The sequence below is a fragment of the Salinigranum rubrum genome, assembly GCF_002906575.1.
GTDB classification, from domain to species: Archaea; Halobacteriota; Halobacteria; order Halobacteriales; family Haloferacaceae; genus Salinigranum; species Salinigranum rubrum.
Map to the genome: position 1 here is coordinate 3,851,092 of NZ_CP026309.1, position 15,663 is coordinate 3,866,754.

The 15,663-nt window shown below is 66.3% G+C and carries 16 protein-coding genes, 1 tRNA gene and 1 pseudogene; 6 read left to right on the forward strand and 12 right to left on the reverse strand.

The window, feature by feature from the left end; all coding sequences use genetic code 11:
* Positions 1-11: 11 nt before the first annotated feature.
* The 5 genes from C2R22_RS18945 to C2R22_RS18965 all read right to left on the reverse strand — a co-directional run bounded on the left by C2R22_RS18945 (position 12) and on the right by C2R22_RS18965 (position 6,266).
* Entirely contained in the window at positions 12-1,286 is a 1,275-nt protein-coding gene (locus C2R22_RS18945) for an ABC transporter ATP-binding protein (RefSeq protein WP_103427150.1), read from the reverse strand.
* Positions 1,283-2,398 carry an ABC transporter ATP-binding protein gene (locus C2R22_RS18950; RefSeq protein WP_103427151.1) on the reverse strand — a complete coding sequence of 372 codons (1,116 nt, stop codon included), beginning with the start codon at positions 2,396-2,398 and terminating at the stop codon, positions 1,283-1,285. Before C2R22_RS18950 ends, C2R22_RS18945 begins: the two co-directional genes overlap by 4 nt.
* A 3-nt stretch (positions 2,399-2,401) precedes the next feature.
* Entirely contained in the window at positions 2,402-3,469 is a 1,068-nt protein-coding gene (locus tag C2R22_RS18955; RefSeq protein WP_103427152.1) for an ABC transporter permease, read from the reverse strand.
* Between the two features lies 1 nt (position 3,470).
* Positions 3,471-4,469 (reverse strand): ABC transporter permease, encoded by a 999-nt coding sequence (locus tag C2R22_RS18960; RefSeq protein ID WP_103427153.1) that lies wholly within the window; start codon positions 4,467-4,469, stop codon positions 3,471-3,473.
* A 96-nt stretch (positions 4,470-4,565) separates the two neighbouring features.
* Positions 4,566-6,266: an ABC transporter substrate-binding protein gene (locus tag C2R22_RS18965; protein ID WP_103427154.1), complete on the reverse strand. Its 1,701-nt coding sequence runs from the start codon at positions 6,264-6,266 to the stop codon at positions 4,566-4,568.
* A 358-nt stretch (positions 6,267-6,624) separates the two neighbouring features.
* Here C2R22_RS18965 and trmY point away from each other — a divergent pair, with 358 nt between their 5' ends.
* Positions 6,625-7,221 (forward strand): tRNA (pseudouridine(54)-N(1))-methyltransferase TrmY, encoded by a 597-nt coding sequence (gene trmY, locus C2R22_RS18970; protein ID WP_103427155.1) that lies wholly within the window; start codon positions 6,625-6,627, stop codon positions 7,219-7,221.
* A gap of 61 nt (positions 7,222-7,282) precedes the next feature.
* Positions 7,283-7,355: transfer RNA gene (locus tag C2R22_RS18975), tRNA-Pro, on the forward strand.
* A gap of 494 nt (positions 7,356-7,849) precedes the next feature.
* On the opposite strand, the gene C2R22_RS18980 is transcribed toward C2R22_RS18975, so the two are convergent.
* On the reverse strand, positions 7,850-9,562 hold the full coding sequence (locus C2R22_RS18980) for a sensor histidine kinase (RefSeq protein ID WP_103427156.1): 1,713 nt from the start codon (positions 9,560-9,562) through the stop codon (positions 7,850-7,852).
* 228 nt (positions 9,563-9,790) lie between these two features.
* On the reverse strand, positions 9,791-10,186 hold the full coding sequence (locus tag C2R22_RS18985; RefSeq protein WP_103427157.1) for a hypothetical protein: 396 nt from the start codon (positions 10,184-10,186) through the stop codon (positions 9,791-9,793).
* A 190-nt stretch (positions 10,187-10,376) separates the two neighbouring features.
* On the opposite strand from C2R22_RS18985, the gene C2R22_RS18990 reads away from it, so the two are divergent.
* The 3 genes from C2R22_RS18990 to C2R22_RS18995 all read left to right on the forward strand — a co-directional run bounded on the left by C2R22_RS18990 (position 10,377) and on the right by C2R22_RS18995 (position 12,005).
* Positions 10,377-11,096, forward strand: a complete 720-nt coding sequence (locus tag C2R22_RS18990) for a hypothetical protein (protein WP_103427158.1) — start codon at positions 10,377-10,379, stop codon at positions 11,094-11,096.
* A 131-nt stretch (positions 11,097-11,227) separates the two neighbouring features.
* A complete protein-coding gene (locus tag C2R22_RS25695) occupies positions 11,228-11,392 on the forward strand; it encodes an HVO_2142 family zinc finger protein (protein ID WP_173862819.1) in 165 nt (54 codons plus the stop codon).
* Between the two features lie 187 nt (positions 11,393-11,579).
* Positions 11,580-12,005: a universal stress protein gene (locus tag C2R22_RS18995; RefSeq protein ID WP_103427159.1), complete on the forward strand. Its 426-nt coding sequence runs from the start codon at positions 11,580-11,582 to the stop codon at positions 12,003-12,005.
* 188 nt (positions 12,006-12,193) lie between these two features.
* Here C2R22_RS18995 and C2R22_RS19000 read toward each other — a convergent pair whose 3' ends face one another.
* The 5 genes and pseudogenes from C2R22_RS19000 to C2R22_RS19020 form a co-directional block, all read right to left on the reverse strand.
* Positions 12,194-12,553, reverse strand: coding sequence for an AzlD domain-containing protein (locus C2R22_RS19000; RefSeq protein ID WP_245902822.1), 360 nt, complete (start codon positions 12,551-12,553; stop codon positions 12,194-12,196).
* Entirely contained in the window at positions 12,550-13,257 is a 708-nt protein-coding gene (locus C2R22_RS19005; protein ID WP_103427160.1) for an AzlC family ABC transporter permease, read from the reverse strand. The genes C2R22_RS19000 and C2R22_RS19005 overlap by 4 nt, the downstream gene beginning before the upstream one ends.
* 57 nt (positions 13,258-13,314) lie before the next feature.
* Positions 13,315-13,680, reverse strand: a complete 366-nt coding sequence (locus C2R22_RS19010) for a hypothetical protein (protein WP_103427161.1) — start codon at positions 13,678-13,680, stop codon at positions 13,315-13,317.
* 4 nt (positions 13,681-13,684) lie between these two features.
* A pseudogene (locus tag C2R22_RS27570) lies at positions 13,685-13,944 on the reverse strand (hypothetical protein).
* Positions 13,941-14,225 carry a ubiquitin-like small modifier protein 1 gene (locus C2R22_RS19020; RefSeq protein ID WP_103427162.1) on the reverse strand — a complete coding sequence of 95 codons (285 nt, stop codon included), beginning with the start codon at positions 14,223-14,225 and terminating at the stop codon, positions 13,941-13,943. The pseudogene C2R22_RS27570 and the gene C2R22_RS19020 overlap by 4 nt, the downstream one beginning before the upstream one ends.
* A gap of 119 nt (positions 14,226-14,344) precedes the next feature.
* On the opposite strand from C2R22_RS19020, the gene C2R22_RS19025 reads away from it, so the two are divergent.
* Positions 14,345-15,655, forward strand: a complete 1,311-nt coding sequence (locus C2R22_RS19025) for an MFS transporter (protein WP_103427163.1) — start codon at positions 14,345-14,347, stop codon at positions 15,653-15,655.
* The last annotated feature ends 8 nt before the right edge of the window (positions 15,656-15,663 follow it).

The following is a 15,663-nucleotide window of genomic DNA, read 5'->3' on the forward strand; positions in this document are numbered from 1 at the left end:
TCGTGGTCGACTCACCGGTGGAGGTGACAGGCCGAGAAGTGCCGCCCGGTGCCGACCTCCGGTTCGACCTCGTACGCCGGTTCCTCGCGGGCACAGATGCTCCGCTCGGCGAACGTCTCGGTCAACACCGTCTCCGCGCGGTCGACGTCGTCGGCGAGGAGCGCGTCGATGGCCTCCGCGACGGCGTCACCCGCCTCGCCCGATGGCGTTCCGTTCGGGAAGAACTCCGAGCGGACGGCTTGCTCGCCCGTGTCGTCGACCACGAGGGTGCGGCGGGAGACCGCCCGCATGAATCGCCGGACGCGCTCCCACTCCGCGTCCGTCATCCCGATGTCCGGTGCGATGAGCTTCGGACACCTCGTTCTGAATCGACAGCCCGAGGGAGGCTCGATGGGGGAGGGGACGTCCCCTTCGAGGACGCCGCGCGCCCCCGTCGCCCGGGGGTCCGGCACCGGAATCGACTGCAAGAGGGCGTCGGTGTAGGGGTGTTGGGGGTTCTCGAACAGTTCGTCCGTCCCGGCGAGTTCGACCAGTTGTCCCAGGTACATCACGGCGACCCGGTCGGAGATGTGTCTGATGACGCTCAGGTCGTGACTGATGAACAGGTACGTGAGGCCGAACTCGCGCTGGAGCTCCCGCATGGTGTTGAGCACCTGCGCCTGGATGGAGGCGTCGAGCGCGCTCGTCGGCTCGTCACAGACGATGAAGTCGGGGTTCACCGCGAGCGCCCGCGCGAGGTTCACCCGCTGGCGCTGCCCGCCCGAGAACTGGTGGGGGTAGCGGTTGTAGTGCTGGGGGTCCAGCCCCACCTTGTTCAGGAGCATCCGCGCGCGCTCCTCGCGTTCGCCCTCGTACAGGCCGTGTGCGCGCATCGGCTCCTCGACGATGGGGCCGACTTTCATCCGCGGGTCCAGCGACGACTGGGGGTCCTGAAAGATCATCTGCATGTCCTGGCGCTGCCGGCGGAGCCGTTCGCCCGACATCGCCGCGAGGTCCGCCCCCTTGAAGTACACCGACCCGTCGGTCGGGTCCAAGAGGCGGAGCACGGTCCGCGCGAGCGTCGATTTCCCACAGCCGGACTCGCCCACCAGCCCCAGCGTCTCCCCGCGCTCGATGTCGAAGCTCACGTCCTCGACGGCCTTCACCGTCTCCGTCCCGAAGAGGCTGGAGAGGAAGCCGTCCCCCTGCGTGAAGTGCTTCGTGAGTCCCTCGACGCGCAGGAGCGGTTCGTCCCGCTCGTCGGTGTCGACGCCGGCGTCCGACGACCGTTCGACCGCCCCGCTCATCGGCTCCCTCCGTCGGTTTCGGCCTCTTCGTCGAGCATACCGCTCGCCGCGAAGGCGTTCGTCGCCTCGGTGTCGAGCGGTGGCGACTCGTCGTAGCCGACGTCCTCGTACTTGACGCAGGAGACGTGGTGGCCGTCCGCGACTTCCTGGTACGCCGGCTCGACGCGGGGACAGACCTCGCGCGCCTCGGGACATCGGGTGTGGAACCGACAGCCCGAAGGGGGATCGATGGCCTCGGGCATCACGCCCGTGATGGGTTCGAGTTCGTCGACGCGCTGGTCGGGTCGCGGAATCGACCGCAGGAGCGCCTCCGTGTAGGGGTGTTTCGTCTCGTAGAAGAGGTCGTCCACGGGGGCCTGTTCGATAATCTCGCCGAGGTACATCACGTTGACGCGGTCGCACACCTCGGCGACGACGCCCATGTCGTGGGTCACCCAGATGAACGAGGTGTCGTACTTCGCCTGGAGGTCGTCGACGAGGTCGAGGATCTGCCCCTCGACGGTGACGTCGAGCGCCGTCGTCGGTTCGTCGGCGATGATGAGCGACGGCTCGCACGACAGCGCCATGGCGATGAGGACGCGCTGGCGCATCCCGCCGGAGAACTGGTGTGGGTAGCTGTCGTACCGGCTCTCCGGTTCGGGGATGCCGACCTCGTGGAGCATCTCGATGGCGGTCTCTTTCGCTTCTTGCTTCGAGACGTCGCGGTTGATCTCGATGAACTCCCGCAGCTGAGAGCCCACCGTGAACACGGGGTTGAGCGCCTCCATCGGGTCCTGGAAGATGATGGCGATTTCGCGGCCGCGGATGCGCGTGCGCATCTCGCGGTTCGAGAGCATCTCGTCGGAACGGCGTCTCTTCCCCCCGTCCTCGACGATATCGACGATGGGTTCGCCCTTGAACTCGACGCGCCCGCCGACGATTTCGCCGGGTTCCTCGACGAGTCGCATGATGGACGTGGTGGCGACGGACTTGCCGGCGCCGGACTCCCCGACGAGACCGACGATTTCGCCCTCGTAGACGTCGAAGCTCACGCCGTCGACGGCGCGGACGACGCCTTCTTCGGTGTAGAAGCGGGTCTGTAAGTTCTCGACGCTGAGTAGTGGTTCGGTCATGGATCAGTTGTTGATTCGGGGGTCGAGTGCGTCTCGCAGGCCGTCGCCGAGGAGGTTGAACCCCACCACGGTGACGAGGATAGCGATACCGGGCCAGATGCTGAACCAGGGATTGGGAAGCATGTAGTTGCGTGACGACGAGAGCATCTGCCCCCACGACGGCGTCGGCGGTTGCGCGCCGTAGCCGAGGAACGAGAGACCGGCGATGATGAGGATGTTGATGCCGACCTGCAGCGTCGCCTGCACCAGCACGGGGGCGAAACTGTTCGGGATGACGTGTCTGAGGATGATGTTTCGGTCTCTCACTCCCGCGGCGCGGGCGGCCTCGACGAAGTCCTCTTCTCGCACACTCAGTACGCGCGAGCGGATGAGCCGCGCGAACGTCGGAATCGTCGCGATGCCGACGCCGACCATCGCGAAGGTGAGGTTGCGGCCGAACGCCGTCATGAACGCGATGACGAGCACCAGGAAGGGGATAGCGAACAGCACTTCGGCACCGCGCATGAGCGCGTCGTCGATGCGGCCGCCGTAGTACCCCGCCACGCTCCCGACGAGCGTCCCCAGAATCATCGCGATGCCCGTCGAAACGATGCCGACGGTGATGGCGATTCTGGTGCCGTAAAAGAGGCGCGCGAGGATGTCGCGGCCGCGGTCGTCCGTTCCCAGCGGGTGTGCGAGCGTCCCCGGCTGGTTCGGGTAGAGTTCGTTCGTCATGCCGACCGGCGGCAGGAGCGCCTCGACGTTGTCCGGGTCGTTCACCGGGTTGTACCAGACCGCCTCCGCGAGCATGTACTGCCTGACTCCCAGGTCGGCGAAGAACGCGACGTCCGCGAGGACGTCGAAGACGATGCTGTCGACGAACGCGACGAGGGCGACGGCCGTCATGACGCCGATGATGCCGAGGCCCAACAGCGCGGTGGGGTCGCGGCGGACCTGCGAGAGCGTGTACCGGAGACCGACGCGCGCTTCGGGTTGGCTCTCTTCGGAGGTGTCGAAGCCGTCCTCGCTCACGGTGCTCTGCCACGACTGCTGGCTGCGGTTCGAGGTCGATGATGAGGTGTCCTGTGCCATGTTACTCACTCTCGTCGAACGACACGCGCGGGTCGACGTACGCGTACGACAGGTCGGTGATGATGACGCCGATGACGAACACGAGGCCGAACACGAGCGTCGTCCCCATCACGAGCTGAAAGTCCTGGTTCTGGATGGCCGTGATGATGAGCCGGCCCATCCCGCTGATGGAGAAGACCGTCTCGGTCAACACGGCACCGCCGAGCGCCTGGGTCAACTGGAGCCCGACGATGGTGATGAGGGGGAGCTGTGCGTTGCGGAACGCGTGTTTCCGGACGATGGTCGACTCCTTGACGCCGTACGCCCGCGCGAGCTTGACGTACTCCTGATTCAGCACTTCGAGCATCGACGACCGTTCGATACGCGTGAACGCGGCCATCTGGAGCGTCCCGAGGGTGATGGTCGGGAGGATGAGGTGCTCGACGGCGGTCGCGACGACGCCGAGTCGGGTCTCTGCCCCCTCGACGTTCTCGGGGGCGGCCCACGGCATGACGAGGTTCGTCGCCGGGAGGAGGTCTAGCTGGAACGCGAAGACGATGATGAGCATCAGCCCGATCCAGAAAGAGGGCGTTGAGACGCCGAGCAGGGCCACGACGCGCGAGACGTGGTCGGTCGGCTTGTTCCGCCGTCGGGCCGAGATGATGCCGAGCGGGACCGCCGTCACGAGCGCGAACGCGAAGCTCGACGCGAGCAGGAGGAGCGTCACCGGGAGCCGCTCCATGATCTTCTCGGTGACCGGAACCCCGTAGTAGATGCTCGTCCCGAGGTCCCCGCGGACGACGTCGAGCAGGTAGTTGAGGTATCGAATGTGCAGCGGCTGGTCGAGGCCGAACTTCGCCCGGATGGCCGCGGCCTGCTGGGCGCTGGGCGACGGCCCCAGCATGATCTGGACGGGGTCGCCCGGGATGGCGTCGGTCAGCAAGAACGTGATGGTGATGATACCGACGACGACCGGAATCGCCTGCAGGAGCCGATTGATCGTGTAGCGGAGTCTGCTCACGGTCTAGCCCTCCGACGATGTCGCTGTCGGTTCATACGTCTCTGTCGCGCGTGTGCGACCGTCGTGTACATAAATGTGGATGGGGGTCTCGTCCGACTACTTGTCGACCGAGACGTTGTTGTGGTTGGTCGCGATGTGGAACTGGTCGACCGGGTGCGACGCGAAGCCCTCGACGTAGTTCTTCACGCCGAAGCTGTTCTTGAGGTTGTACGCGGGGATGTGCGCGCGCTCTTCGAGCGCACTCGTGATGCCCTCGATGTACAGTTGCCGCCGCTGTTCGCGGTCGGCGAGCTGTCGGGCCTGAACGAACTTCTCGGCGGCTTGCTTGCCGACGTCGCTGTTCGCACCCCAGTAGGTGCCGTTGGTGACACCGAGCGTGTCCTCGGTCCGCCCGAGGAGGAAGTACGTGAACGCGTCGGGGTCGGGGTCGCCGGACCAGCCGAGCGTGTACATGTTGTAGTCGTCCTCGCTCCCGCTGACGTACTGGTCGAGGAACGCCCCCCAGTCGAGCCGCTGGACCGAGACGTTGTCGAAACCGGCCTCCTTGAGGCCGTTCGACACCGTGACACCGATCTGTTCGCGCTTGTCGTCCGGCGGGACGATGATCCGCCACTGGTAGTCCATCGGGACGCCGGCCTCTTCGAACAGGGCCGTCGCTTCGTCGATGTTCTTGTCGTGGGGAATCTGTGACCACTCGTCGACGGGCATGTTCCAGTCTTCGGCGACCGAGGCCGGGAGGGGGCTGTACTGTCGGATGCCGGTCGGCTCGACGTAGTTGGAGACGGCCTGGTCCATGCTGAAACAGTAGTCGATGGCCTCCCGGACCATCGGGTCCGCCGTCGGCCCCTCGTTGCAGTTGAACGCGAGGTAGAAGTAGCCGATGCCCGGCACCTCGTCGATACTCGCGTCGGAGATTCCGCGAACGGTCGAGTACAGCTTCGGCGGGATTTCCTTGATGACGTCGTTCTCGCCGTTCCGTAGCGTCGTGACCCGCGTGGTCGCCTCCTCGACGGGAACGAACTCGACCTCGGCGAGGTTGGGCACGGGGTCGCCCCAGTAATCGTCGTTGCGCTGGAGGCGGACGAAGTTGCCCTCCTGCCACTCGACGAACTCGAAGGGACCCGAGCCGACGGGCTGTTGAGTGTTGAACGCCTCCTTGTCCTCCTCACGGACGGACATCGGAACGATACCGAGGTCGAGCAGGTGCCTGAACGGGCCGTAGGGGAACTTGAGATCGAACTGAACCGTGGTCTCGTCGACCACGCTGATCGTGTCGATCATGTTGTACTCGCTCGCGTTCTCCGTCTCCTCGGCCACCGGCGCCTCGTACGTGTACTTGACGTCCTCGGCGGTGAGGGGGTCGCCGTTGGTGAACGTCGCGTCGCCGGTCATCTCGACGACCCAGCGCGTCCCGTCGTTCGATATCTCGGGCTCTCCGGTCGCCAGTTGCGGGACGAGTTCGGTCCCCTCGTTGTACTCGTAGAGACCGTCGAAGATGTGCTGAGAGACTTCCAGCGACGGGACGTCGTTCAGGACGATCGGGTCGAACTCCAGCGGGCTCTTGACCTGCGCGAGGCGGAGCCTTCCGCCGGACATCTCGCTCGACGAACCGGATTCGGTCCCGGTCCCGGATCCGGATCCGGACTCGGTCGAGTCCGACCCGCCGCTTCCCTCGTTCGAACCGGATGAGTCGCCGTCACCGCTGGTACACCCGGCGAGGCCTGCCAGGCTGGCCGCACCGAGCCCGAGGACTCGCCGCCGATTCAGTACGCTCCAATCAGGGCTGTCGCCTTGCATTTGACTCACTCCTCGTGTCGGAGGATAGTCGAATCAATGTCGGGCGATGTAAATACCTGACGAAAAGGCACCCTTTCAGGTAAATATGGCCTACAGACGCTGTCAACGCCGATATAGCCAATTTACACACAGTAAACTCGCGCATGATTCATCGTATGAGACAACTTTTCACACCGGTCTAAAGACGCTTGCGCACTGAACGTTCACATTCGCGTACGTATGAACAGTTATGACATCTCTCGTCGATTCTTAGTTCACTCGTGTAATATAATGTTCGTTCACAAGAGTTCTGGGAGGGGAGAGAGGCGGGAGGTCGACGAGTGGACAGAACAAAGGCCGCAGAACGGGAGAGGGGGGTATGCGACAGTTCGTGGTCACGGGACACGACGCCCCCACGACCCCCGATTTCAGCCTCGATGACCTCCCGAGCGGTGCCGGCCGGTTGGACGTCCTCTGTCGGTGTGTCAACTCGGCGTTCTTCCTCTCGCACGCCATCAGAGAGGACGTCCGTGCGTACCTCGTGCTCGCCGACTCGTTCACCATCGAGTTCGACGGCCGTGAGGTTCGAAGGCTGAACCCCGACGAACGGAGCACCGCCGCCCGGATTCGTGGCGCCCTCGAACAGCGCGAGGAGGCCATCGGTCACATCCCCGCCGAGACGAGTCCGGGCGTGTCGATTCGGCGGGTGGGGTTCGAGCAGACGCTCCGGGATGTAGCGGAAGAATCGACTATCGTCGAACTCCACGAAGCGGGCACTCCGGTGGTCGACGTCGACCCGCCGGAGGACCCGACGTTCGTCCTCTCGGACCACCGCGACTTCACCGACGAGGAAGCCGCTCTACTGGATGAACTGTCCGACCAGCGCGTCAGGCTCGGTCCGCACGCCATGCACGCCGACCACGCCATCACCGTCGCGCACAACTACCTCGATACGGCGGGGTACACGGCGTACTGACAACGGCGAGAGGCCGCTAATCACAACTGTTAAACACGGGTACGCCATGAGTCAGAGGTGCGGGCCGGTGGGGTAGCTTGGTATCCTTCGGCCTTCGGGTGGCCGTAACCGCAGTTCGAATCTGCGCCGGCCCACTTCTCCCGCATTTCTCCAGACGAGCATAGCGAGGCGGGAAAACGCGAGCGCAGCGAGCGGCAAACCGCCTGTGTGCGAACGGACGAAGTCCGTGAGCACCGCGAAGCGTTCGCGAGTCACGACGAAATGCGGGTGTGGGGGAACAAGTAGATTCGAATCAGGGAGTGAAGCGAACGCAGTGAGCGGAACGACCGTGGTTCGAATCTGCGCCGGCCCATTTTCACCCCACTCCGCAACAGCGAGCGTAGCGAGTCGTCCTGCCATCGTCTCAACTCGAACCCTGCGGGACTCACCTCGCGTACACCGAGTCGAGACGTGGCCTCTCGGTCGGGAGTACGCTGGCGGCGACGGGTGCCGTGGTGGCCCTTGGGGCGGCCGCTCGTGTCCCGTGAAGCGGGGGGCCTCACCCCGTCGTGACATCGACCTAGTCTCTCATCAACGACGAGACGTGCTGTCTCACAATCAGGGATGGGCGACGTCACGGCGAATCCACTCACGAGACGAGGGGCAGGTGAGAGTCCACACCCGTAAACTCGAATCGCGCGCCGCCGTTGCGACCCTCGACGAGACGCACCGACCAGCCGTGAGCCTGCGCGATCGTCTGGACGATCGCCAGACCGAACCCGGTTCCCGACGACAACGAGGAGTACCCACGCTCGAAGACGCGCTCGCGCTCTGCGGCTGGAACGCCTGGCCCGTCGTCTTCGACGTAGAAGTCGCCGTCTTCACGTCCGACGCGGATCGCCACGTCCGGCCCGGCGTGTTCGATCGCGTTCCGAAAGAGGTTCTCGAACAGTTGCTGGAGACGCTTGGCGTCGGCTTTCACGACCCCCTCAGCCTCGTTGACCAGCGTGGCCTCCTCGCCGCCGTCGACGTTCTGCCACGCCGCGTCGACGACCGACGCCAACGGAACCCGTTCGACCTCGTCCACCGACTGCCCCTCGCGGGCCAGCGTCAGGAGGTCCTCGATGAGCGCGTTCATCCGACCGATCGCATTGGCCGCCCGGTCGAGGTGGGCCGTGTCGTCCTCCTCACGCGCGAGGGCGACGTACCCCTCCACGACGGATAGCGGGTTCCGCAGGTCGTGGCTGACCACGCTCGTGAACTCGTCGAGACGTTCGTTCTGTCGTTCCAGTTCCGCCTGCCGACGCACCTGTTCAGTGATGTCACGCAGGACGAGCAGCGTTCCCCGCCGAATGCCGAACTGGTCGTGGATCGACGTCACGCTCGGATCTAACTTCAGCGAGTGGCCGACCTCGTCCGTCGTGTGGACGAAGAGGTCACCGCCGTCCACCGCCTCCGCGAGCGACGGCGAGACGGCCGGCAGTGACCGCCCGACGAGGTCTCCCTTCGACTTCGAGACCGAGTCCTGCACCGAACCGTCTCGCGTCGAGGCGAACAGCCTCTCGGCCGCTCTGTTGGCGTCGAGAATCTCCCCCGCTCGTCCGGTCACGAGGACCGCATCCTCCATCTCCTCGATGAGCAGGTCGGCCGCCAGTGGCGTGACGTCGAGGAAGTCGTACCGGAAGAGCGCGACCCAGACGACGATGCTGTTGACCACGAGCGCGAAGGGAGTCAGATCGATAGGGGTCACGTCCCCGCTGTAGAGAAACGCACCAATCGGGATGAGAAGACCGCCGAGAAAGATCAGGCCCGTCTGCTTGCGGTAGACGTTGCGCGTCCGGAGGTAAAAGCGCGCCAGGAGAGCGTAGCCAGCCGTCGTCAGGAGTAGCGTGTACAGAATCTGGAAATTCGAGAGCACCGTGGCCCGACCCTGCATCGTGGTCAACCCTTCGAACTGGACAGTGTAGACGTCAGCCAGCATCAGACCGTGGAACGGGTTCGTGGCCACCAGAAGGACGTACACCACCGGCTCGGCCACGAGGAGTCCGACCCGTCGGGGGGTGAGCCAGTGACGGTTCCCCGTGTACACGATTACGAACAGGACGAACACCACGGCGGTGCCCAGGATGGAGCCGAGGTAGGTCACGTGGGCTGCGAAAGCGAGCGGTAGAGTCGGACTGAGATACATCGCTATCAGTGCGACACAGACCATTGCACATACGAGATTGAGCCACCGGTACGTGCGGGCGACCGGCGCGTCTCGCCTGGTGGCGACCGCTGCGAGCCAGAAGCTGACGCCGGCGCCGAGCGCGACACCGATCAAGATTACGAGACCTGTCCAGGTTATCTCGCCCAGAGCCATTGATTAGAGCCGTGTGTCGGTCAGATAATGAAGACAGTGGCGCGATTACCGAGTTTGATACGCCAGTATGCGAGTACGTTACCAGAACCTACAGCGCGAGTATAACATCACGACCGAACACGACCGTCGGTCGCGCACCCAACGCCGTCGACGTCGGTCCCAGTGGCTCCAGAGGGGCTCAACGCTCGAGACAGCCCTCAGTCGACCGACTCGGCGCAGCCACCGCGCTCAGGACATCTCCTCCGCAGTCTCGACCCCGACCACGATACCGACGTCGCTATCGTCGAACCGCACGTCGCTCACGGCAGCATCCACCAGCAACCGCGCTTGCTCCGTGTGCGCGCGTCTCGCTGTGTCGACGAGCGCCGAATCGAGGTCGAACCCCTCGACGACCGCCTCCCACGCCTCCCTGTCGACGACGTACGCGCGTCGTCCCTCGACGGTGACGTAGTCGTGCTCGCGCTCGAACTCGGAGTGCAGCCCTCGTAGTTCGGCGTCGAGCACGGTCAGCACGTCGGCGAGGTCGTCGATGGAGACGCCGGCGTCTTCGACGACGCGTTCGGCGACGGCCGCGTCGACCGGCACATCGGCTCGCTCCAGCGCGGACGGTGTGTCGTCGCTCATACCGCTCGGCCTACACTTCAGAGACGGGTCGGCGTTTGGGTCGAGGCGACATCATCCGGTCCCGACTCCTCGTCGCCCGTCCGGGCGCGGACCGACCGTGGACCTCGCTCGGGGCCGTTTCGGTGCCGTTCTCACCCCGTCGAGCGCCCGCTTTCGGAGCCGTTATTCCCCCGCGTCCCCTAGTCCAAAAGTGTCCGACAGCATCGACTTCTCCCTCCTCACGACGGCCGATGTCGCCGCCAGACGTGACGAACTCGTCGCCCAGACCGAAGAACACGCCGGCCGCATCGCCCGCGAACTCGCCGTGCTCCAGGGCGGCGACTACGGTTCCCGCGAGTTCGACACCGACTCGGGGACGTGGACGGTCAAGTACGAGGGGGGTGCGATCCAGTACCTCCGGTACGACGGCGGCCGCGAGGAGGTGTACGTCGTCTCGGCGCACAGTCCGCCCGAACCCGAAGAACTGGCCGAGGCCCTCCGGGACTACGGGGCGTTCGTCGCGGCGTACAACGCGTACGTCGAGAGCCTCGCGGGCGTTCTCGACGGTGTGGAGGTCGACTTCCCGGACGTCGCCTCGACCGAGTCGGTCGTCGCCGAACGGGACCGCGTCCTCGACCGGATTCGGGAGGTCTGTGCGGCGATGGCGGGCCAACTCCATCGCGTCGAGGGGACGGACTACGGAACCTTCTCGACCCGAATCGACGGGACGCGGTGGGAACTCAAGCGCGAACGCGACCGGGTGTCGTACCTCCGCGTCGGCGGCGACGGTGGCGTCTACCTCCTCTCGCAGTACCAACACCCCGCCGCCTCGGACGTGCGCGAACTCGCCGGGGACGTGTCGGCGTTCGTCACGGCGTTCAACGACCACGTCGCAGCCATCAGCTCGGAACTGTCTGGCGTCGACGTGTGAGGCATCTATCGTCCGCCCGGCGAGTAGGTGTCCCTCGTCACCAGCCTCGTTCGCACCGTTCTCGCGCACGAGAAACAGGCACCGAACACCGTGGCCGAAGCCAGTTGGTCGTCCCCGTCCTTCGCTCACGCATGGTCACCGAAGACATCGACGACATCCCTCCTCGGTGGTGCCCCGACTGCGGCGACGAACTCGCGCTCGCCGGCCTCCAGCGGGCCGGCATCGGCCAGTACTTCTGTGAGACGTGTCGTCGTCGACACGACCGCTACGTCGGACAGTCCGACGCGAGCGCGTAGCGCACCGACCGCCTCACCGCCGCGGTCGAGAACGCCGGCCTCGTCGACCACCGCGACGACTCCTCGCGGTGCACATCGTACCAGGGTCGCGCGACCTGGGCACGGTCGCTCGGTTCTCACCCGCCGTTCTCAGTTCGGGAGAGTCGGCGAAGTCCTCATTATCCACCTGGGTGAATACACACTCGTAATGACACGTATCCTCATCGCCATCGACGGCTCCGAGCCCTCCGAGAAAGCACTGGACTTCGCGCTCGACCGCCACGCCGACGCCGACCTCGTCGCCGTCGCGGTGCTGGACCCGACGGCGTACGTCCAGGGCTCGGCGGACCTCATCCTCCCCGACACCGAGTCCTGGCGCGAGGACGCCGAGGAGGGGGTCAAGGCAGTGCTCGAATCCGCCGCCGACAGGGCCGGAACGCACGGCATCGACCTAGAGACCGAGATGGTGTACGGCGCGCCCGCACGCTCCATCGTCGAGTACGCCGACGACCACGACGTCGACCAGATCATCGTCGGCAGCCACGGTCGAGACGGCGTCTCGCGCGTCCTCCTCGGGAGCGTCGCCGAGACGGTGGTTCGGCGGTCGTCCGTCCCGGTGACGGTCGTTCGGTAAACCGATAGTGGCCTTCCTGTCCGGCCGAGACGTTCCTCGGTTCGGTCGGTGCGTTTCGCAGCGCAACGGACAGAGCGCGTGAGTCACGCGCCATCACGTGTCTCGCCGTCTCTGTCGCCCCGCCTCGTGCCGATGGGGTGTCTACAGAGATTCGAGGCGAGTGCCTCGGGGCTCGACCTCGAGGCGGTTCACACCGGAACGACGAACCGGATCACCCACAGCGCCGCCAGCCCCACCAGAATCGTCGCCGTGACGTCCTCCGTGTACCAGGCGACGAGCGCGGCGACCACGCCCGCGAGGAACCGGTCGGCGGTGAGCGTCTCCCCCAGCGAGGGCTCGATGGAGACGATGGCCGGCACGACGAGCGCGGCGAGCACCGCCGCGGGGACGTACCGGAGCGCCTGGGTCACCCGCGGCGGGACGGCGTCGACGTGGCCGAACAGGTAGATGAACGACAGGCGGATGCCGAAGGTACAGACGCCGACCGCGACGATGACCGCCCACACGCTCGCCGGGCCGTAGGTGGTCTGTGCGATCGGTGATGTCACCGACCGCGCACCTCCTCGGCGACGAGGCCGACGCCGACGCCGACCGCCGCGGCGAGCGGGAGGCCGAGTTCGTACGGAAGCCCGCTCCCGAACAGGGCGACGAGACCGGCGACGACCCCGGCGGCGGCGGTCGTGCCGTCCTCGATGCGCGGGACGAGCAGCGCGAGGAAGATGAGCGGAACGGCGAAGTCGAGGCCCCACGAGTCGGGGAGGCCGCGGCCGAGACCGACCCCGACCGCCGTCGTGACGACCCACCCCACCCAGAGGCTCGCCCCGACGCCGAGGTAGAACCAGTCGCCCCGCTCCCCGCTGGCGTCGCGCTCCTCGCCGTCACGCGCTTCGAACCGCGCGATGCTGACCGCGTACGCCTGGTCCGTGAGGAAAAAGGCCAGGAACGCCTTCCAGCGCGCGCGGTACCGCTGGAAGTACGGCGCGATGGAGGCCGAGTACATCATCATCCGGAGGTTGACGACGACGCCGGTGACCACCGCCACGACGAGCGACGCGTCCCGTCCGAGCAGGTCGATGACGGCGAGTTGGGCGGCCCCGGCGAAGACGACGACGGACATCCCGAGCGCGGCGACGGGCGAGAGGCCGGCGTCGACCGCGGCGACCCCCGCGACGAGGCCGAAGGGGACGATGCTGACGACGAGCGGGAGCGACGTGCGCACCCCCTCGCGGGCGGCCGGTGGAAGGCGTGACATGCTGTACTCACTGGACGACCGGCGGGGGAGAAACCGCTTTCCGTTCCGCCCCGTCCCTCAGTTCTCGACGCCGACGACGACCACGCTTCTGATCTCCAGCGCGCTCTCGAACTCCTCGCGCCGCTCCGTCTCGCTCCCGACGCGTCTGAGTTGTTCCTCGTGCGCTCGTCGAACGGCCTCCCGCTCGCGGGGCGCGAGGCCGACGCGGTCTCCCACCGCGTCCCAGTGGTCGGGCGGGACGAGGAACACCCACCGCTCGGGCGACTCGTAGACGGCCTCGTACGTCCGACGGTAGGTCTCGAACCGCGGGCCGAGGTCGGACTGCACCCGGTCGACCAGGTCGGGCAGACGCTCGGCGGGGACGCTCGCCTTCGCGGCCGCCAGAATCAACACCTGTCCGTCGAGCGGGTCGCCGCGCGCCACGCTGTCAGCCTCCGGCGCGCATCGCCTTCTGGGCGAAGCGCTCGACGAGCGGTTCGAGCGTTTCTTCTGCGCCTTCGAAGACCACCTCGACCTCGTTGAGCGTCAGCGTCGGCCCGACCGTCGTCTTCGACTCCGACAGCGACGCCTCCCAGTCGTCGCCGACGACCCGCCCCGGTTCGACCTCGCTCCCCCGAGGTTGGTCAGGTAGTGCGTCGCGAGGCGCTGGGAGATGCCGCGGAACGACCGTTCGATCCGCACGCTCATCGACAGCCGCCGGCGACCGGTGGGAAGACGCTCAGCGTGTCGCCGTCTTCGAGTCGCGTCTCGATGCCCTCCATGTGGAGCACCTCGCGGCCGTTCTTCAGGACGTTGATCTGCGGCTTGAGGTCGCCGTCGACGAGGAGTTCGCCCACGAGGTCGTCGTACTCCGATTCGAGGGCCGAGAGCACCTCGCCGACCGTCACTCCCTCCTCGAACTCGCGGTCGACCGTCTTCGAGCCGACGATCTCCCGGAAAGTGGCGAAGAACTTCAGCGTCACGTGCATGCTCGGTGGTTCGCTCCCACGGGTAAAAACGTACGCCGCTCCGGTGTGTGCGTTCCGCCCGAGCGCCACGCCGACGAACCACGGGGGATTTCACGGTCCGGGACGAACCGCGGTCGAACTTGGCACGAATCGGACGGTCTATCGGCCTCCTCCGCAACCGCGAGTTCGTCGCCCTCGCCGGGACGGCGTTCGCCCGCAGTCAGGCGTACTCGACGATTCTCATCGCGCTCGCACTGTACGCCGACCTGTTCGGGACGACCGGCGTCGTCGAGGGACTGTTCGGGACCGCCTTCGCGTTCGTCCAGTTGCTGATCGTGCTCCCGCTCGGCCGGCAGGTCGACACCGGGAACGCGAAGCGGTGGCTCCTCGCCGGTCTCGTCCTCAACGTCTGCGTCTTCGTCGGCTTCGTCTTCGTCGACTCGCCGACGCACGTCATCCTGATGCGCCTCGTCCAGGGCGTCGGCGCAATCGTCCTCTGGATCACGGGGTCGACCGTCGTCGGGACCATCGCACCCGACGACGAGCACGGCCGCTGGCTCGGGGCGTACAACCAGGTCGGCGCGATTTCGAGCCTCGCGGGCGACGTCGTCGGGGGCTACCTGCTGTACACGCGAGGGTTCACCGACACGTATCTGGTCCTCTCGGGCGTGACGCTGCTCGCGTTCGTCACGGTGTTTCTCTACCTCCGCGACGACCCCGGCGGCGGGACCGAACGCGACGACGCGACGCTGGCCGAGAGCGTCGACACCATCCGGACGCTGCTCGCCCGGCCGCTCGTCAGGGCGCTCGTCGTGTTCCGCCTCTCCTTCTCGGTCGGCAAGATGGCCGTGCTGATCTTCCTCCCGATCCTCGCGCGGACGGAGTTCGGCATCACCGCATTCGCCATCGGGTGGATCCTGGCGGGCGGAAAGCTGACCAAGGCGCTCACCCAGGGGTACGTCGGGGACCTGTCCGACCGGGTCGGTCGCAAGCCGCTGTTCGTCGTCTGCGGCGCGGTGTGTTACGGCCTCGGGACCGCGCTCATCCCCCTCTCGTACGCCTTCGAGGGGCGGATCACCCCGGTCCGGATCGACCTGTTCGGCGACCCGCAGGTCCTCGGCGGGGCGTTCTTCGCGCTGTTCGGCGCGTACATGATCCTCGGCGTCGCCGACAGCATCCGGCTTCCGGCCAGCATGGCGCTGTTCGTCGAAGAGGGAGAGCGCCAGGACGCGGTCGCCTCCGCCTTCTCGCTGCGCTCGATATCGTGGAAGATCGGACAGGTGTCCGGTCCGCTCCTGGTCGGTGCGATCATCGATCTCGTCTCCGTGTCGGTCGCGTTCTACACCGCCGCCGGGTTCATCGTCGTCGCCTCGGTCGCCTTCTGGGTACTGGTTCGACGGGCCGGTCTCTCGCGCGGAGCGGACGACGCGCTCGCCGTCGGCGACGACTGAGTGGCGTG